At 35.4% G+C, this 18,347-nt stretch carries 15 protein-coding genes; 7 read left to right on the top strand and 8 right to left on the bottom strand.

The window, feature by feature from the left end; translation table 11 throughout:
* The first annotated feature begins 54 nt into the window (after positions 1-54).
* Both OH814_RS07410 and OH814_RS07405 read left to right on the top strand, forming a co-directional pair.
* Positions 55-984 carry a hypothetical protein gene (locus tag OH814_RS07410; RefSeq protein ID WP_308827741.1) on the top strand — a complete coding sequence of 310 codons (930 nt, stop codon included), beginning with the start codon at positions 55-57 and terminating at the stop codon, positions 982-984.
* 139 nt (positions 985-1,123) lie between these two features.
* Positions 1,124-2,707 (top strand): Na+/H+ antiporter, encoded by a 1,584-nt coding sequence (locus tag OH814_RS07405; RefSeq protein ID WP_308827740.1) that lies wholly within the window; start codon positions 1,124-1,126, stop codon positions 2,705-2,707.
* A gap of 394 nt (positions 2,708-3,101) precedes the next feature.
* Here the strand turns inward: OH814_RS07405 and xylE are convergent, their stop codons facing one another.
* From xylE to OH814_RS07390, 3 genes are all read right to left on the bottom strand, one after another.
* The gene (gene xylE, locus OH814_RS07400) at positions 3,102-4,523 is read right to left on the bottom strand and encodes a D-xylose transporter XylE (RefSeq protein ID WP_115620247.1); all 1,422 of its coding nucleotides are present in this window, start codon (positions 4,521-4,523) and stop codon (positions 3,102-3,104) included.
* Positions 4,524-4,721: 198 nt separating this feature from the next.
* Entirely contained in the window at positions 4,722-6,050 is a 1,329-nt protein-coding gene (gene xylA, locus OH814_RS07395) for a xylose isomerase (protein ID WP_308827739.1), read from the bottom strand.
* Between the two features lie 201 nt (positions 6,051-6,251).
* Entirely contained in the window at positions 6,252-7,742 is a 1,491-nt protein-coding gene (locus OH814_RS07390; RefSeq protein WP_308827738.1) for an FGGY family carbohydrate kinase, read from the bottom strand.
* Between the two features lie 310 nt (positions 7,743-8,052).
* Here OH814_RS07390 and OH814_RS07385 point away from each other — a divergent pair, with 310 nt between their 5' ends.
* Positions 8,053-9,102 (top strand): hypothetical protein, encoded by a 1,050-nt coding sequence (locus tag OH814_RS07385; protein ID WP_308827737.1) that lies wholly within the window; start codon positions 8,053-8,055, stop codon positions 9,100-9,102.
* Between the two features lie 65 nt (positions 9,103-9,167).
* On the opposite strand, the gene deoD is transcribed toward OH814_RS07385, so the two are convergent.
* Positions 9,168-9,878 carry a purine-nucleoside phosphorylase gene (gene deoD, locus OH814_RS07380; RefSeq protein ID WP_308827736.1) on the bottom strand — a complete coding sequence of 237 codons (711 nt, stop codon included), beginning with the start codon at positions 9,876-9,878 and terminating at the stop codon, positions 9,168-9,170.
* A 195-nt stretch (positions 9,879-10,073) separates the two neighbouring features.
* Between deoD and OH814_RS07375 the strand changes: the two genes are divergently transcribed.
* Positions 10,074-12,215 (top strand): DPP IV N-terminal domain-containing protein, encoded by a 2,142-nt coding sequence (locus OH814_RS07375; protein ID WP_308827735.1) that lies wholly within the window; start codon positions 10,074-10,076, stop codon positions 12,213-12,215.
* 78 nt (positions 12,216-12,293) lie between these two features.
* On the opposite strand, the gene OH814_RS07370 is transcribed toward OH814_RS07375, so the two are convergent.
* The 4 genes from OH814_RS07370 to lpxK form a co-directional block, all read right to left on the bottom strand.
* Positions 12,294-13,766: an alpha-amylase gene (locus OH814_RS07370; protein WP_308827734.1), complete on the bottom strand. Its 1,473-nt coding sequence runs from the start codon at positions 13,764-13,766 to the stop codon at positions 12,294-12,296.
* Between the two features lie 42 nt (positions 13,767-13,808).
* Positions 13,809-14,903 carry a DNA polymerase IV gene (gene dinB / locus OH814_RS07365; RefSeq protein WP_076557940.1) on the bottom strand — a complete coding sequence of 365 codons (1,095 nt, stop codon included), beginning with the start codon at positions 14,901-14,903 and terminating at the stop codon, positions 13,809-13,811.
* 82 nt (positions 14,904-14,985) lie between these two features.
* Positions 14,986-15,498, bottom strand: coding sequence for a thioredoxin family protein (locus OH814_RS07360; RefSeq protein ID WP_308827733.1), 513 nt, complete (start codon positions 15,496-15,498; stop codon positions 14,986-14,988).
* Between the two features lie 135 nt (positions 15,499-15,633).
* The gene (gene lpxK, locus OH814_RS07355) at positions 15,634-16,659 is read right to left on the bottom strand and encodes a tetraacyldisaccharide 4'-kinase (RefSeq protein WP_308827732.1); all 1,026 of its coding nucleotides are present in this window, start codon (positions 16,657-16,659) and stop codon (positions 15,634-15,636) included.
* A gap of 194 nt (positions 16,660-16,853) precedes the next feature.
* Between lpxK and truA the strand changes: the two genes are divergently transcribed.
* The 3 genes from truA to OH814_RS07340 are packed head-to-tail and all read left to right on the top strand — an operon-like array spanning position 16,854 to position 18,319.
* A complete protein-coding gene (gene truA, locus OH814_RS07350; protein ID WP_308827731.1) occupies positions 16,854-17,585 on the top strand; it encodes a tRNA pseudouridine(38-40) synthase TruA in 732 nt (243 codons plus the stop codon).
* 13 nt (positions 17,586-17,598) lie between these two features.
* Positions 17,599-17,940, top strand: a complete 342-nt coding sequence (locus tag OH814_RS07345) for a hypothetical protein (protein ID WP_308827730.1) — start codon at positions 17,599-17,601, stop codon at positions 17,938-17,940.
* A 25-nt stretch (positions 17,941-17,965) separates the two neighbouring features.
* A complete protein-coding gene (locus OH814_RS07340) occupies positions 17,966-18,319 on the top strand; it encodes a hypothetical protein (RefSeq protein WP_076557950.1) in 354 nt (117 codons plus the stop codon).
* The last annotated feature ends 28 nt before the right edge of the window (positions 18,320-18,347 follow it).

The following is an 18,347-nucleotide window of genomic DNA, read 5'->3' as shown; positions in this document are numbered from 1 at the left end:
ATTTTAATAATCAGTTTAATAAGCCTGCAAAGTTGTGGACAAAACAAAAAAAATATGGACGTAAAAGCAACAGAAATTCTTGGAAATTTATATAAAAATGTTAAACATAATGACCAGCGTATCAATTACCAGGCGATGATATTTATCGGGGGTTGTAACTATGAAGTATTGATAAACGATTATCCGGTTGATCGATATTTCGGGCCTGGAGACGGTTCCTCAAGTGGAAGCACACCGATCAATATTGCCATTCTTAAACCTGGGATTCAAAAATGGAAAATAAAAGTTTATCCTGTTAGAGATAGAAAAGAGGTCAATGGCGAAGTGACATTAGTTCCGCAAAATATTATCCAGCCTGGTGCAAGAGTTGAGATGGAAATCGAAGGCGTAAGATTCAGTGAAAATGGTGATATTGAGAAAAGATTTGGTAAAGTCGTAAAGTTTGAGGCTCCTTTGAAAAAAGATGATAAAAGTGGCCAGAATATGTTAAATGATGCCGGAAAACCATACATAGAATATAGTGGAACTTTTCAGGCAGATGTTCCTTATACTTTGAGTGGATGGGAAAACAGTACGGATCTTTCTAAAATGAATAGTACAGTTCTGGAAAAGCAACTGTTAAAAGAATATCAGAAATTTCACGGATGGCTTCAAAATGGAAAACTAGATGAAATGGCTAATGCAAAACTAACGGCAGAAAAAGAGGTTGCGCAAGCCTTCTTTTACGATAAAAAAACCAATGACAATTTTTTATCGACTTTTTTACAAAGATGGGGACAGAAGGGGCTCAAAATGCAGCCGTTAGAAAATTATAAAGTTGCCATCTATGGAGACGGAAAAATTGTTACATTAATTGATAATATAGATGGAAGTTCTCCGCTTTGGGGAAATTACGAAGTGGGTGAAAATCAGTTTAAAAATAATACCTATATGCTTTATTTTCACATTCCAAAAGGTAAAACAGAATTAGAAGTCATAAGATAATTCACTTTCTATCAACTTTCTTTAAATAAACATTTTAGACTAATACAATTTTCATAATCAATATCAAATTTGGTTATGAAAATTTCATTTATATGTCATTGCAATCCCTATTTTTGTATCTTAAAACACAAATAATATCATGCACAGTCTTTTACCTTTTCTGTTAGCAATGGTTGCAGTGATCGTTGTTTTAAACATGTTTGCTGCCAAACTCAAAATTGCTTATCCTATTTTATTGGTTGTTGGAGGTTTGATTATCAGTTTCATTCCAGGATTACCTGTCATAAGAATAGATCCGGATCTTATCTTTTTCATATTTCTTCCTCCGTTATTATGTGATGCAGCCTGGAATATTTCTTTTAAAGAAATGAAGAAATGGTGGCGTATTATCGGTAGCTTTGCTTTTCTGGTCGTATTTTTTACCGCTTTATCTGTGGCTTTAATTACCAACTATTTTATCCCGGGATTTACTATTGCTTTAGGCTTTTTACTTGGCGGAATCGTTTCTCCACCAGATGCAGTCAGTACAGGAGCGATTACTAAATTTGTCAAAATTCCAAAATCTACCTCCACCATTCTTGAAGGTGAAAGTTTGCTTAATGATGCCTCATCATTGATTATTTTTCGATTCGCTTTGGTTGCGGTTGGCACGGGTCAGTTTATTTGGATGGATGCAGCGATGAGTTTCTTTTGGATGGTCATTGGCGGCGTTGGTATTGGTTTGCTTTTGGGATGGCTTTTTGTAAAGGCTCACAAACTTCTTCCAACCGATGCACCTTCAGATATTGCATTAACGATCATTGAACCGTATTTGATGTACTGGATTGCAGAGCAGTTTCACAGTTCGGGAGTTTTAGCGGTCGTTGCCGGTGGACTTTTTATGTCGGCAAGGCGCTTAAAGTTTTTGAACAGCACAAGCCGGATTCACGCATACAGTGTTTGGGAAAGTCTTATTTTTATTCTAAATGGAGTTGTTTTTCTAATTATTGGATTGGAACTTCCGGAAATTGTAGATGGACTGAAGGAAGATCAAATTCCACTGGAAACAGCTATCGGTTACGGGGTTTTGGTAACAGGAATTCTCATCGCTGCAAGGATGATAAGTTCTTACGCTGCTTTAATTTCTACGATGATTTTTCGCCCAAGTGTACAGCCTCATGCCTCTTCGAGAACACGCCGCTGGATGATGCCGCTTTTATTGGGCTGGACAGGAATGCGAGGTGTAGTTTCGCTCGCTGCAGCATTGGCAATTCCGGTAACTTTAGATAATGGCGAAGCTTTTCCACATAGAAATTTAATTCTCTTTATTACGTTTGTCGTGATTTTGCTTACCCTTTTAGTTCAAGGTCTTACGCTTCCTTATTTTATAAAGCGTACCCGGTTTTTTGATGATGTTTTTAAAGAAGAATCTGAAGAATTAACGAAAGAGAAATTAAAGAAAGATCTGAAACAACATGTTTATCAATTTCTTAAAACTAAATACGAAAATGACTTAAAAGACCATGCAGGTTTAGAGATTTTCCTTAGACATTGGGAAGAACGCGCAAAAGCCGCCGACGACAGTTGGATGAATGAGAAAACAAAACTTATTTTTATAGAAATGCTTGAAACTCAGCGTGAATATCTTTCAGAACTTAATAAAGATCCGAAAATTAATGAAGAAATAATCCGTCAGCAATTATTCCAAATCGATCTTGAAGAAGAACGTTTGAAGATGATTTAATTTTCGAGTAAAGATCATAATTAAATCAATAAGTCACCTCCAAAACACAACAAGCCACCTTCAAATTAAAACAAGGCTACTCCAAAATGCAACAAGCATACTCCAAATTAAAACAAGCATACTCCAAACTAAAACAAGGGTACTCCAAACTGCAACAAGCCTACCCCGAACTGCAACAAGGGTACTATAAACTGCAACAAGAGGCATTTAATTACAGCAAGGCACAATCATAACACAACAAGGCACAATTTAATTAAAACAAGACACAATTCAAATCCCCGGTCCCTGAGCGTATCCGAAGAGAAGTTGCATATGTCGAAAAGAAAAACAAAAAGGATCCCACATTCGGAATCCTTTTATTGTAAATAAATAATGTAAAATATAGCTGATAAATCTATTTTTCCCAAACCTTTTCAATCTCCTCAAGAGATTTACCTTTGGTTTCAGGAACCCATTTCCATACGAAAAATAAGGATAGAACGCTCATTACACCGTAAAATCCGTAAGTAAATGCGCCACTGAATTCCATCATAAAAGGATAGGTTGATGATATTAAATAATTAGCTGCCCATTGTGCAGCAACAGCAATCGCAATCGCACTTCCTCTTATTTTATTAGGGAAAATCTCTGAGATCAAAACCCAGCAAATCGGTCCCCAAGACATCATAAATGAAGCCGTGTAAACAATGATAAATACCAACGTGGCAATCCCAATGATTTGATAATAAGACAAAATCGCAATCGCAAACATTCCAATCGCCATGCCTACAGAACCAACAATCAATAATGGTTTTCTTCCCCATTTATCCACTGTAAAAATAGCGATAACGGTAAAAATTACATTCACCAATCCCATTACAACGGTTTGTAACATCGAAGAATCTTTGTGAACGCCCATACTTTCGAAAATTCTCGGAGCATAATATAAAGCCACGTTAATTCCTACAAATTGCTGGAAAACGGATAGTAAAATTCCAATCACAATTACGGTTTTCCCGAAGGCAAAAATTTCACTTTTATGCTCGACGACCGTGCTTTTAATTTCGGAGAAAATTTCTTTTCCACGAGCTTCTCCATTTATTTTGGTTAATATTTTAAGCGCTTCTGCATCTTTATTGATAAACGTCAGATAACGCGGAGTTTCAGGAACGAAAAACAATAGAATTCCGAATAGGGCAGAAGGAATTGTCAATGATAAAAACATATATCGCCATCCGATTTCATTGATCCATTCTACAGTTTGTCCGCTTGCGATTCCCCAATTTACAAAGTAAACGACCAACATTCCGAAAATTATCGCAAACTGATTTAAAGAAACCAATTTTCCACGGATTTCCGCAGGTGCAATTTCACCAATGTACATCGGACAGACTGCTGAAGCGAGCCCTACACCAATTCCACCAATGATTCTATAAAAATTAAATGCCAGCAAAACACCCATTGAATGTTCGCCGTGTTTGAAGAATAAAAATTCAGGATACGCTGCTCCCAAAGCACTGATGAAGAACAAAAATGCAGAAAGCATCAATGATTTTTTTCTTCCCAGCTTTGTGGAAATCATTCCGGAAATGGCGCCACCGATAATACATCCGATCAACGCGCTCGAAATGGTTGCTCCGTGCGCTAATGAGCTCAATCCCAAAGGAATAATCAGATATTCCTGAATCGATTTTTCAGCTCCGGAAATTACTGCCGTGTCGTATCCAAACAAAAGTCCTCCCAAAGTGGCGACCAATGTAAGTACGGTAACGTACAGCATATTGATCTGCGCCTTTGTTCCTGAAGAATATTTAGGACCAGAATCTATTATTTGCATAGTTTGATTTAGTTTTAAGTGTTAATTATTTTGGTTGTACGCAAAGGCGCAAAGGCTTTGACAAGCTTTATGTTTTAAGGCGCAAAGATTTTATCGAAGATAAAATTTAAGATATTTCCTTACCGAAAATCTATGATTTTCTTGCGCCTTAAAATATTTTCAAAGTAAAAAAACTTGCGCCTTTGCGATTAACCAATATTATAAATACTGATTAATAATACTCTCAAGATATTCCTGCTTTCCACTTTCTCTACCAACTTCTCCCAAGCCTTGAGCATAAGTTGCAAGATCAGTTAAAGAAAGATTTCCTTCTTCAAAATCCTTCCCTTTTCCACTGTCGAAAGAAGAATATCTGTTGGTTCTGATCTCAGAATATTTTGATTTTTCTAAAATTTTATCAGCAGCTAAGAAAGATCTTGCAAAATTGTCCATTCCGCTGATGTGTGCGATGAAAATGTCTTCTAAATCTGTTGAGTTTCTTCTTATTTTGGCATCAAAATTAACACCTCCACCTTGGAAACCTCCTGCCTGAATAATCACCAACATGGCCTGAGTCATTTCATACAAGTCAACCGGAAACTGGTCTGTATCCCAACCGTTTTGATAATCTCCTCTGTTCGCATCGATGCTTCCCAAAACATTGTTGTCAGCAGCCACCTGAAGTTCGTGCTCGAATGTATGTTGAGCTAAAGTAGCGTGATTTACTTCAAGATTTAATTTAAAATCATTCAATAAGTCGTACTGACGCAGGAAGTTCAAACAAGTTGCTGCATCAAAATCATATTGATGTTTTGTAGGCTCCATTGGTTTTGGCTCGATGAAGAAAGTCCCTTTAAAGCCCTGAGCTCTTGCGTAGTCTTTAGCCAAATGTAAAAACTTCGCCATATGTTCCTGCTCACGCTTCATATTGGTGTTTAGTAGAGACATATAACCTTCACGACCGCCCCAGAAAACATAGTTTTCTCCACCTAATTTGATGGTTGCGTCCAATGCATTTTTTACCTGTCCGCCAGCGTAAGCCAAAACATCAAATGACGGATTGGTTGCTGCACCGTTCATAAATCTTGGGTTTGAGAAACAGTTTGAAGTTCCCCAAAGTAATTTCACACCTGATGCTGCCTGCTTTTCTTTAGCATAATCGGTAATGAACTCTAATCTTCTGGTTGACTCTGTGAAATTATCTGCTTCATCAATCAAATCATAATCGTGGAAACAGTAATAAGGAACGCCTAATTTTGTGAAAAATTCGAACGCAGCATCCATTTTTTCTGTTGCTCTTTGTTTTGCATCAGAAGCCGTCAACCAGTCAAATTGTTGAGTTCCAGCACCGAACGGGTCTCCACCGGTTGCGCAGAATGTGTGCCAATAAGCTGAGGCAAATTTGAAATATTCTTTCATCGTTTTTCCACGAACCACCAAATTCTCATCGTAAAATTTGAATGCCAACGGATTGTCAGACTCTCTTCCTTCAAACTGAATTTTATCTATTCCTTTAAAATACTCTTTGTTTCCTGTTGTAATTGCCATTATATTGATTTTATATTTTTATTGATTTTTAAATTTGTCTTATGTTTTTATTTGGGCAGCTATTCCGCCTTCCACTCCCAATCTTTTGTTCGTCGTTCCTCCTTGCAAAAGGATTTCCGTTCAAGTCGGGCTGCGAGTTTGTCATTCTTTCAAATGAATCGCTAACAATTGAATGTAAAGCTAAAAGCCAATTGCCATTAGCTAATAGCTAGTAATTACTTGCTCTAATTTTGCTTTCCATTTACCATAACTTTCTCTATACTGATCCATATTTTTAAAATCAGGAATATAAGTTGTAGTAATATCTTTTTCTGTTAAAATATCGTTGAGTGTATCAAATGCTCCTGCTCCAATTGCTGCTGCTCTTGCTGCTCCGGTAGAACCTGTTGTATCAAAAATTCTGATTTCAGTATCCAATAAAGATGCAATCGATTGCGCAAATAAGGAAGAACGAAATAAATTGTCTCCTCCAGCTTTGATAATTCCTTTTTGAAGGCCGTCGTTCATTAGAATTTCTGTTCCATAAACGAAAGAGTAGGCGATACCTTCCAGTCCGGCTCTGAATAAATGAACACTTTTGTGACGATTAAAATTGACATTATAAGTTGATGAACCGATGTCTTTATTTTTTAAAACTCTTTCAGCACCGTTTCCGAATGGTAAAACGATAACTCCATCTGATCCGATTGGTATTTGTGAAGCTAAATCATTCAGTTCCTGATAAGAATGTCTTTTCTGGTCTACCTGATGTCTCAACCAACTATACTGAATTCCGGCACCATTTAAACAAAGCATTTTTCCAATTCTGGGTTGCTCTTTTGTATGATTAATGTGTGCAAAATTGTTTACTCGCACAGATTCTTTAGAATGAATATTATTAGTCACTCCATAAACAACTCCTGAAGTTCCGCCTGTTGCAGCGATCTCTCCGGGATTCATTACGTTTAAAGACAAAGCATTATTAGGCTGATCTCCCGCTCTGTACAAAATAGGAATTCCTTCCGGTAAACCGCTTTCTTCAGCACCTTGTTTTGAAACTACACATTGGTCCGTAAAATTTTCTACAACTTTTGAAACCAATGATTCATCTATTCCCCAATAATTCAGTAAAGTTTTTGACGGCTGATGTTTTTGGAAATCCCAAAGCACGCCTTCTGAAAGTCCGGTTACGGTTGTTGTTGCTTCACCGCTTAATTTCAATGCAATAAAATCTCCGGGAAGCATAAATTTCCAGATCTTTTCATACACCTCGGGCTCATTTTCTTTCACCCATTTCAGTTTTGACGCGGTGAAATTTCCCGGTGAATTCAATAATTTACTCATGCAAACTTCGTCACCCAAATCATCGAACGCCTGATCCCCGGTTTCCACAGCACGACTGTCACACCAGATAATTGATGGACGGAGAACTTGTTTATCTTTGCCCACTAAAACCAAACCGTGCATCTGATAAGAGATACCAATCCCTTGGATTTCGTTTTTGTCGATGTGGCTTTCTGCAATCACTTTTTGAGTTAAAATTCTAAGGTTTTGCCACCATTGTTCCGGATCCTGTTCTGCCCAGCCAATCTTTGGAGAATCGATGGACATCTCGCTTTCCGGATATTTTGCATGAGCAATCACTTTGCCCTGTTCATCCACGATAGAAGCCTTTATTGATGAGCTTCCAACATCATATCCTATAAACTTCATTAATAAATTAATAATTGTTAACCTTTAAATGTAATAATTTTATCTAATACTGAATGAATTTTTAGGAATATGAGAAATAGATTTTTTATAAGTTTGTTAATCGTTTATTCATAGGGAGTTAGAAAACTTTTTCGCAATATAAAATTGTTGAAAGTTCAAGAGGAATTCAAAAAATAACCTTCACATATTCCCCGAAAAGTTAGCTGAACAAGCTTATTGGAGTAATCGATTGCATAAATGGTTTGTTTTTAATTTAATGTTCATCCTTTTATATCTGAAATTTCATTAATTTTAGATAAATGCATTGTCTATGAAATCTGTTTTGATAGTTCTCTTATTTTTACTCTTTAATTGTGGAAAAAAACAAACTGAAAAGAAAACTCTGAATCAGTCGGTTTCTATATCAAAAGATGACATGCCGATAAGAGAAACTAAACAGAAAATTGATATTCTTAAAATTTTATTAGATGAAGAAATAGGTAACGAGAAACCTGAGAAAGTAGATTACGAAAACTATTCAGTTTCTTTTAGAAATAATGGTGATTCTTACAGTGTTTCTTTTCTGAAAATTGCTTCAGAAGATCTTAATAAAGATGGAATTGAAGACTATATAATAGAAAGAAATTCAGAAGGGATGCTTGGTGGAAATGCAAATACAAACTCTGAAATTTCATACATCATTATGGGAAAAGATGACCATATTCAGGATAAGCATAGAATTCTTACTTATGCACCTTTCTCATATAATATTTTAGATAATATAGCGTACAAAAACGGAGTTTTAAAGGCAACTGCCACACAAAATTACCGCACTTATTCTATACCCGAAGAAGAACTGGAATCTGCGGATTTATCTTTTATTTATAAAGATGGAAATGTATACGAAGAAACTTATTTATCTAACTGTGAGCTGGCAAAATGGAAAAATAAGAAAGTATTAAAAAATGCATCAGAATCATTCAGAACGATTGATATGCATAATTATACTGAAGTTTTGAATGAGAAATTTAATGCTGAGGATTTTGAATGTACAGTGGAACTTTCGGGTTGTGACAATTTAGATTTAATAGTAGAAGGAAATTTTATAACGTCAGATCTGAGCCAGAAAAATATTGATAGCAAAAGGAAACAATTTTTGAATTTTCTTTTTCAAAATACGAGTCTCGCCGAGGATTTTAAAATTGTGCAAAGTTATTATCTAAGTAATCCTGTGTCGGAAGAGCTCGTTACAAAAGGAAAACTTTCATTTAATATTTTCACGAATAAAGAAAAAGGTAAAATAAATTTTCGTTTGGTTTTGAATAAAGATAACAATCAAAATCAAGCTGAAAATTGGGAAATTACTACACGAAAAAAGTAGAATTCTGTAACTAAAAAGAGCTGTACTCATCAGGTAAAGCTCTTTTTATTTGTATCAATTGATTCTTAAATCACTTTCAAAGCTGCTTCCAAAGCCAATTCGATCATTGGTTTCAAAGCTGTTTCTCTTTCGTCAGCCGAAATAAATTCTTTGGTTGGAATAATATCAGAAACCGTAAGAATAGTCGCTGCATTTTTACCTAAATGTTTTGCGTTGGCAAACAATCCGAAAGCTTCCATTTCTACTGCTGGGCAATTGTATTTCGTAGCAATTGCAGGAGTTGCAGGATCTTTTCTGTAAAAAATATCACTGCTGTGAATGTTGGTTGCTTTAGTTTTTAAAGATAATTCTTCGGCAGTTTCGTTGATGATATCAAAAATATTTCCCTGATGAGAAAAAATCTCTTCTTCAAATCCCCAAGCATATTTTGCGTAGGTACTTTCGCTGGCTGCATTTTCTACATTAAGAATATCGAATAATTTTACGTCACTCGAATATCCGCCACAAGTTCCGATTCTGATGATCGTATCTACTTCATATTCTGTGTACAGCTCAAAAGAATAAATTCCGATACTTGGAAAGCCCATTCCGCTTGCTCCCACAGAGATTTCTTTTCCTTTGTAAGTTCCGGTGTAATAAAAAATACCTCTCGTTTGACTTACTAATTTTGCGTTTTCAAGGAAGTTTTCAGCGATATATTTTGCACGAAGCGGATCTCCCGGTTGCAAAACAACTTTGGCAATCTCTCCCTTTTTGGCACTGATGTGTACGCTCATATTTTTGTTTTAAATTTTTTACAAAGATAACAATTTGTGAATTGGCAACCGTGAAATGATATTATTCAGGAACTTTTCAAATAATAATATATAATCCTTTTTAAAGTTTAAAATACACTTTCATTATCTTTTTATTTTAACATTTCTTAACGTGTGACTTTTATTTCTTATTTTTGACGGATTCAATTTTATGCAATGAAATTATATAAATTTTCTTTATTAATGGTTGTTTTGGGTGGAACAGCGTTGGCTCAAAACCAAAAATTTACTATGGCAGAAGCTGTAAACGGCATGAGAAGTAATCTTGCGGTGAAAAATATTTCACAGTTTTCTTGGTCAAGCGACAGCAAATCTTATATTCAGGCTGTAAAAGGCGGATATTTAAAGACAGATCTTAAGACAAATAAGCAAGATACATTGATCTCTCTTTACCAGTTGAACAAAAATTTTGCTGATAAAAAGCTAAAAGGTCTTCCTCCTGTAAAATTTATCACCAATTCTGAAGCTTATCTTACGGCTAATAATCAAATGTATTGGCTTGAGAAATCGGGTAACGACTGGAAGGTAAAACGTTCGGCAACATTAGGAGATAATCCCGCAAATGTAAAAACGCTTGCAGATAATCAGACTTTGGTTTATACTAAAAACAATAATCTTTTCATCAATAAAAATGGGAAAGAAATTGCAATAACGAATGATTCTAACGAAAATATTCTGAACGGAGCTTCTAATGTTCACAGAAACGAGTTTGGTATTGATACCGGAATCTTCCCTTCACCCAATTCTGAAAATGTTGCGTTTTATAGAATGGATCAAAGCATGGTTGCAGATTATCCTGTAATTGACTGGTCTGTAACTCCTGCTGTGAATACCAATATTAAATATCCAATGGCAGGAAAAACTTCTCATGAAGTGACATTAGGAGTTTATAATATTAAAAATCAAACGACCACTTTCCTAAAAGTGGAAGGTGAAAAAGATCAATATCTTACGGCAGTTACCTGGAGTCCGGATTCTAAATTCATTTTTGTAGGGGTTTTAAACAGAGGTCAGAATCATTTAAAGATGAATCAGTATGACGCTGTTACCGGAAACTTTGTGAAAACTTTATTTGAAGAAACCAGTGATAAATATGTTGAACCTCAACATCCGTTATTGTTTTTCCCGAATTCAAATACCGATTTTATCTGGCAAAGTCAAAGAACGGGTTACAATCATTTATTCCATTACAGTTTAGAAAAAGGTTTAATTGCTCAAATCACAAAAGGAGATTGGCTGGTAACCGATATTTTAGGGTTTAATGAAAAGAAAAAAGAGATCTATTATGTTTCTACACAGGAAAGCCCGATGGAAAGACATATCTACAGAATCAACTGGAATACTTTCAAAACTCAGAAATTAGACAATGCGGAAGGAACGCACGCTGCAGTATTAAGCAGCGACGGTAATTATTTATATGATACGTATAGCAATGCAACCTCTCCGAGAGTTGCCGATATTCTCAATACTTCAACTTTGAAAGCAACAAATATTTTAAAGTCTGAAGATCCGCTGAAAAATTATCTTCGTCCACAAATTAAAAATATCAACTTAAAAGCTGACGACGGAACTTTATTGTACGGAAAAATCATTCTTCCAACCAATTTCGATCCTAATAAAAAATATCCAGCTATTGTTTATTTATACAATGGCCCGCATTTGCAATTGGTGACCAATACTTTCCCGGCTTCAGGAAATCTCTGGTATGAATATATGGCTCAAAACGGATATGTTATTTTTACAATGGACGGAAGAGGTTCATCAAACAGAGGATTGAAATTCGAACAGGCTGTTTTCAGAAATCTGGGAACAGTAGAAATGAAAGATCAAATGCAAGGTGTGAAATATCTGATGTCTCTTCCTTATGTAGATGAGGAAAGAATGGGAATTCACGGCTGGAGTTTTGGTGGATTTATGACAACAAGTTTTATGCTTAAGGAGCCCAATGTTTTCAAAGTAGGTGTTGCGGGAGGTCCGGTAATCGACTGGAATATGTACGAAACGATGTACACTGAAAGATATATGGATACGCCTCAGGAAAATCCTGAAGGTTACAAAACAGCAAATCTTTTAGATAAAGTTCAGAATCTTCAGGGTAAATTATTGATGATTCACGGCGCTCAGGATGATGTTGTGGTATGGCAACATTCTGTGAAATTCCTTAAATCTGCTGTTGATAACGGTATTCAGCTTGATTATTTTGTTTATCCGGGACATCCGCATAATGTGGTTGGGAAAGACAGAGTGCATTTGATGCAAAAAGTCACCGATTATTTTAATTTATATTTAAAAAAATAATAAAAAGAAATCCAGTCTTGTAAAAAAGGCTGGATTTCTTTGTTTTTATCTAAATGAATTTAGTGTGATTTAATGAAATTATTCAGGGATCCAGACACTCACATTTCCTGCAGGAACCGGAAAATCTCCCCAGCCATCTTCTCTTATTTGTACTTTTTCTTCAGATCTTCCCAATGCGTCATAAAAAGTTCTTCCAATATATCTTTCACCCATTTCCATAGGTTTATCGTATGCATCTTTATTACTAAGAACAACGGCACATCCTTCATGCTCGTCATCACCTTCCCGAATCCAGCCTAGACAATTGGCATCTTCAAAATAGTCTCTTTGTAATCCGTATGCATTTTCTTTTCTTGCTTTTAAAAGCTCTTCAATACCGTCTACTTTTTCTAAAAATATTTCCTGTTCGTTACCTTCACGGTCGGTATCTTTATAATGAGCTCCATACAAATCAGGATAAAAAATACAAGGATAACCGTTTTCTCTCAGTAAAATAAGTGCATATGCGAGAGGCTTAAACCATGCTTCCACTGGCGCTTCAAGATCTTGTAATGGCTGTGTATCGTGATTGTCAACCAGACTTACAGAATGCAAAGGATCGGCTTCCGTTAAAGTATAAGCAAGAATATTTCTCAAATCATAAGAATCTCCTTCTTTGGATGCATTGTGAAAATTGTTTTGTAACGAACTGTCAAAAAGACTCATGCAGCCTTCTGTAGCTTCAATATATTTTTGTAGCAAATTCAATTGCCCGGGAGCCCAGTATTCACCAACGGCAAAAATATTTTTTCCGGAGTTGGAACGTAGCATCGTTAACCATTCTTTATAAAATTCAAAAGAAATATGCTTTAGAGCATCCAGCCTTACACCGTCAAAACCAGTTTCGTCAAAATACCATTTTGCCCATTTATTCAATTCTTCACGCACATGAGGATTGCGATGTTCGATGTCATTAAACATCAAATAATCATAATTTCCTTTCTCGTCATCAATCATCTCTTCCCAGTCGTCACCATATTCAGACTTTATTTTATAGATGTGTGAATCTCTTCCTTCAGCATAATCTACACCGCTGAAACAAGTGAAATTCCATTCAAAATCTGAATACTTTTTTCCACGTCCCGGGAAAGTAAATTTTGTGTAAGATTCTATTTCAATTTCTGATGAAATGACTTTTTCACGGTTATTTTCATCAACTTTTACAACTTTAAATTTTTCTAATTCATCACCACCTCCTTTGTGTCCTAAAACAACATCTACAATAACCTGAATATTATTTTCTTTTAAACTTTTAATCGCTTTTATATAATCATCCTTGGTTCCGTATTTTGTGGCTATTGAGTTTTTTTGGTCAAATTCACCAAGGTCAAAAAGATCATAAGCATCATATCCTACAGAATATCCACCATTTGTGCCTTTGTAAGCCGGTGGAAACCAGGCTGAGGTGATGCCGAGTTGAGATAAATAATTTGCTTGTTCTTCTGCGTGCTTCCATAGCTTTCCGTCTCCTTCTGAGTACCAGTGGAAAAACTGAATCATGGTTTGGTTCATAGTTAATATATTTTGATGAGATTATTCAATGAAAATCAATTTTCAATTTTCAAAATCCTCAAACGGAATTTTAAGCTGAACTGAAATCTGCTTTTTTTCTTCAGTGTTGAGGTGAGACAGTGATAGTCCCAATAATCGTACCGCTTTATCAAAAGGCCGAAGTTCCCACAGTTTTTTTGAGGTTGCAAAATATTGTTCCGGGGATGTGAAATATTCTTCCTTTGTAAAACTTCGTGTAAACAGCGAAAAGTCTTTGTATTTGATTTTCAATGTTAAAGATCTTCCAAGAATCTGGTGTTTCTGTAAACGCTGATGAAGCTCCTGACTTAAATTTTCTAATTTTTCGTTGATTTGTTGTTCATCAAAAAGATCTTCGAAAAACGTACGCTCTACAGCAACACTTTTCTGTATTCGGTTAGGCTTTACTTCGGAGTGGTGAATTCCACGAACGACGTCATAATAATACCTTCCTGATTTTCCGAAAAGTCTTATTAAATCTTCAAGCGACCTGTTTTTTAGATCTTTTCCTTTATAAATTGCCAGGCTAAACATTTTATTGGCCGTTACTTTTCCTACACCATAAAATTTTTCAACAGGCAGTTCTTCCAAAAACTTTTCTATTTTTTCGGGATGAATAGTTTTCTGTCCGTTGGGTTTATTAATGTCTGAAGCAACTTTAGCCAAAAATTTATTAATCGAAATTCCAGCAGAAGCAGTTAAACCAGTGTGTTCAAATATTTTCTGGCGAATCTCTTTGGCAATCTGATTGGCCGACTCAATTCCTTTTTTATTTTCGGTAACGTCAAGATAGGCTTCATCTAAAGAAAGTGGTTCTACCAAATCGGTATATTCGTAGAAAATTTCACGGATTTTTCTCGATATTTCCTTGTATCGCGCAAATCTGGGCGGAACAAAGATCAGATGCGGACATTTTTCTTTTGCTGTTTTACTCGGCATTGCAGAACGAACTCCAAATTTCCTTGCTTCATAGCTCGCCGCAGAAACAACGCCACGATGACCACCGCCGACAGCAATGGCTTTTCCTCGCAATTCAGGATTGTCATGTTGCTCTACGGAAGCATAAAATGCATCCATATCAACATGAATTATTTTGCGGAGTGGAAAAGAAGAATCCATATCACAAAGATATGGATTCTAAGATTTTTTTTAATTCAATATTCGAAGTTTAAGATTCGATGCTGATCCAAAAACTTTAAACTTATTTCAGTTTGTCGATTGTCGCTTGAATTTCCGGATCGTCGGGAGAAATAGCGTAATATTTTGCAATATCAGATTTTTGATCAATCACCATATATCTAGGAATCCAGTTGAGATCAATATAATTATTGAAATCATTTTTCCAGCCCGTAGCAAACCAGTAGTTTTCCTTTTCTTTCATATTAAATCTTTCCAGACTGCTGTCAAATTTCTCTTTTGATCTTTCTAGTGAAAAGAACACAAAATCGATATTCCGATTATTTTTCTCCAATTCTTCAGCTTTAGGAAGCGCCTGAAGGCAATCTCTACACCAGCCGGCCCAGAAATCGATAACCAAAACTTTTCCTTTATGCTGATTTAATATTTCCTGAACGCTAATGTTTTTTCCATTCTCATCTTCCAATTTCTGACGTAATGCTTCTTTAGAAAACTGAGTTTTTGAAACTTCAGGTGTTTTTTGAGAACATCCCAAAGTAAAAATACTCAACATCATAAAAGTCAACAGCTGTTTCATATGCAGATATTTATTTATACAAATCTAAACATTGATTCGTTAAGTTAAAATGAAATTGCATGAATTGGCTTAAATTTAAGAATTGAAACAATCTATATTAAATGAAAAATCTGCAACTTTCGCCGCAGACTTCTATTATCTTTTATTCACGTAATGCATAATCACCTGATTGAATTCTTCCTTTTTATCGATCACCACATTGATCGGCCAGTAATACACCAGATCACGCAGATAGTCAAAAGTTTTCAGACGAACGTAATCTTTTTCGGTGGTAAGAATTAATTTGTATTCGCCCAATTTTTTGTACTCTTCGATAATGTTTTTAATATCTGCATCAGAAAAATTATGATGATCTCTGAATTTCAGATGTTTTACACGTTGAGAAAATTTAGCCAAATGATTCAACAAAGGTTTTGGGTTGGCAATTCCTGTGATGAGAAGAATATCGTAATAATTCAAGTTGTTGTCAGGAAGCATTTTTTCTCTTGAATAGACATTTTCGTCATACCCGATCGATGAGAAAAATACTTTTTGACCACGCTCGGGTTTTATTCTTGAGATATAATATTGCTTAGTTTCCTCAGTCAGTTCATCAGGGCATTTACTCACCATAATGATATCTGCTCTTTTTGATCCTGCTCTGGATTCTCTTAAATCTCCTGCCGGAAGTAGATGATCTTTAAAATAAGGATCATTGAAATCGGTCATTAAAATATTGAATCCTGCTTTGATGGCTCGGTGTTGCATTGCATCATCAAGAATCAGCACATCAAGATCCATATCATCGATCACTTTTTTTGCTCCGGGAACACGGTCTTCGGAAACTGCAATTACAAAACGGTTTTTAAAACGCTCAAAAAGCTGCATTGCTTCATCACCCACAGTTTTATAATTACTGTCGTAGTTGGTAACGTCGTATCCTTTCGTCAGTCTTCCGTAGCCTCTGGAAAGTACGCCTGTTCTGTAATGTTTAGATAAAGATTTTGCCAAATACATCACCATTGGTGATTTTCCGCTTCCGCCCACAGAAAGATTGCCGACATTGATAATCGGTGTCTTAAACTTCGTGGACTTAAAAATTCCAAGATCATACATTGTGTTTCGGATGCCCGTAACCATGTGATAACCTAAGGAAAAAGGGTAAAGGTACCATCTTTTCATACGTTGGCAAAAATAAGAATTTTAAAACCGTTAAATGATGTTTTTAATCAGTTTTCGAAATAAAATTAACAATTTTTTTTCCATCAAATTAAAGTATTTTTGCAGGAATGTTTAAGAAGTAAAATGAGTGGTAATATTTAATCATTCAATAGTATTTATTTACCATTTATTTCTAAATCTAATATTGATCGACTTTGAGATATTTTATTGAATTTTCATACAACGGTAAAAATTATTTTGGCTATCAGATTCAGCCGAAAGATATATCTGTACAGGAAGAACTGGAGCGAGCTCTTTCTACGATTTTAAGACAAGAAATTAAAACAACAGGAGCGGGAAGAACAGATACTGGTGTTCACGCCAAGAAAATGTTTGCCCATTTTGAGACTGATCAGATTTTGAGCGATCAGCTTTCTCATAAGCTGAATAGTTTTTTGCCTGCTGATATTTCGGTGAAAAAAATTTTTAAAGTGAAAGATGATTTTCATGCTCGTTTTGATGCCACTTTCCGAACGTATGAATATTATATTTCTTTGGCAAAAAATCCGTTTACGCAGGATTCGGCTTGGCAACATTGGCGAAAGCCTTTAGATATCAATAAAATGAATGAAGCCTGTAAGATTTTATTTGAATATGAAGATTTTACAAGTTTTGCGAAACTGCATACCGACAACAAAACCAATCTCTGCAAAATGTATAAAGCAGAATGGGAGCAAAACGGAACCGAATTGAAATTTACTGTTTCGGCTAACCGTTTTCTGAGAAATATGGTAAGAGCAATTGTAGGAACGATGGTGGAAGTAGGTTCCGGAAAAATACAGCCTGAAGATATTAGAAAAGTAATAGAAAATAAAAACCGGAATTCTGCGGGAACTTCTGCACCGGCTCATGCATTGTTTTTGGTCGATGTTGGATATGAATTTTAAATATTAAAGAAAAATGATTTCAATTATAATTGCCATTGGGGTTTTTAGGTATTATCAAAAATTAGCGGTTAGAAATGGGAAGGTTCACTGGAAATCTGGCTTGCTGGGAATGGGAATTTGTTTGGGCGTACAGTTTCTGGTTTGGCTGGCTTACGGATTTATCGGATTACTGTTAAATCCGAATACATTTTCTCAGGAAGTAGATTTGTTTTCGGCGTCTATTGCTACTGTTTTAGGTTGGGTTACTTCTATTTTTGTCGTTTGGTTTGTGCATCGGCAGCTTGAGAAATCATGGAGAAAAGAAGCTATTGCTGTTAATAAATCTGAAATAGACGGAATCGGAAAAAATAATTAAATTTGATTCAATAAAACTAAAAACTATGATGTCAATTATTATTCTTGTAGGTGCGTATAGATATTATGCAGGTTTAGCTGAGCGATTTGGTAAAACAAAGTGGCAATTCGGGCTTTTGGCGATAGGTATTTATCTGGGCTTTCAGATCTTATTTTTACTTTCTTACAGATTTTATGATGCAATATCAAATCCAAATGCTCTGAATGATAATAATTATTCAGGTTTTTCAGGAATCAATATTATCAGTTGGATATTTGCGATTGGCTGTGTTTATGGAGTTTACAGGATTCTTGAAAATCGATTTAAAAAGGAAAATGCAAAGAATCCAATTTTGGAAATTGAAGAAATAGGAACCGAGCATACAAAAGATCTTCATTAAATATACATCAGATAAATAACAGATATCT

Source organism: Chryseobacterium sp. CFS15 (assembly GCF_031118795.1).
GTDB lineage: Bacteria > Bacteroidota > Bacteroidia > Flavobacteriales > Weeksellaceae > Chryseobacterium > Chryseobacterium indoltheticum.
Note: the sequence above shows the minus strand (reverse complement) of the source record. Positions and strands in the feature narration are given on the sequence as shown.

Excerpts from the sequence above, each read along its gene's own strand:
- OH814_RS07410 (WP_308827741.1), top strand. The coding sequence starts at position 55 with ATGGACGTAAAAGCAACAGAAATTCTTGGAAATTTATATAAAAATGTT.
- OH814_RS07405 (WP_308827740.1), top strand. The coding sequence starts at position 1,124 with ATGCACAGTCTTTTACCTTTTCTGTTAGCAATGGTTGCAGTGATCGTT.
- xylE (WP_115620247.1), bottom strand. The coding sequence starts at position 4,523 with ATGCAAATAATAGATTCTGGTCCTAAATATTCTTCAGGAACAAAGGCG.
- xylA (WP_308827739.1), bottom strand. The coding sequence starts at position 6,050 with ATGGCAATTACAACAGGAAACAAAGAGTATTTTAAAGGAATAGATAAA.
- OH814_RS07390 (WP_308827738.1), bottom strand. The coding sequence starts at position 7,742 with ATGAAGTTTATAGGATATGATGTTGGAAGCTCATCAATAAAGGCTTCT.
- OH814_RS07385 (WP_308827737.1), top strand. The coding sequence starts at position 8,053 with ATGAAATCTGTTTTGATAGTTCTCTTATTTTTACTCTTTAATTGTGGA.
- deoD (WP_308827736.1), bottom strand. The coding sequence starts at position 9,878 with ATGAGCGTACACATCAGTGCCAAAAAGGGAGAGATTGCCAAAGTTGTT.
- OH814_RS07375 (WP_308827735.1), top strand. The coding sequence starts at position 10,074 with ATGAAATTATATAAATTTTCTTTATTAATGGTTGTTTTGGGTGGAACA.
- OH814_RS07370 (WP_308827734.1), bottom strand. The coding sequence starts at position 13,766 with ATGAACCAAACCATGATTCAGTTTTTCCACTGGTACTCAGAAGGAGAC.
- dinB (WP_076557940.1), bottom strand. The coding sequence starts at position 14,903 with ATGGATTCTTCTTTTCCACTCCGCAAAATAATTCATGTTGATATGGAT.
- OH814_RS07360 (WP_308827733.1), bottom strand. The coding sequence starts at position 15,498 with ATGAAACAGCTGTTGACTTTTATGATGTTGAGTATTTTTACTTTGGGA.
- lpxK (WP_308827732.1), bottom strand. The coding sequence starts at position 16,659 with ATGAAAAGATGGTACCTTTACCCTTTTTCCTTAGGTTATCACATGGTT.
- OH814_RS07345 (WP_308827730.1), top strand. The coding sequence starts at position 17,599 with ATGATTTCAATTATAATTGCCATTGGGGTTTTTAGGTATTATCAAAAA.
- OH814_RS07340 (WP_076557950.1), top strand. The coding sequence starts at position 17,966 with ATGATGTCAATTATTATTCTTGTAGGTGCGTATAGATATTATGCAGGT.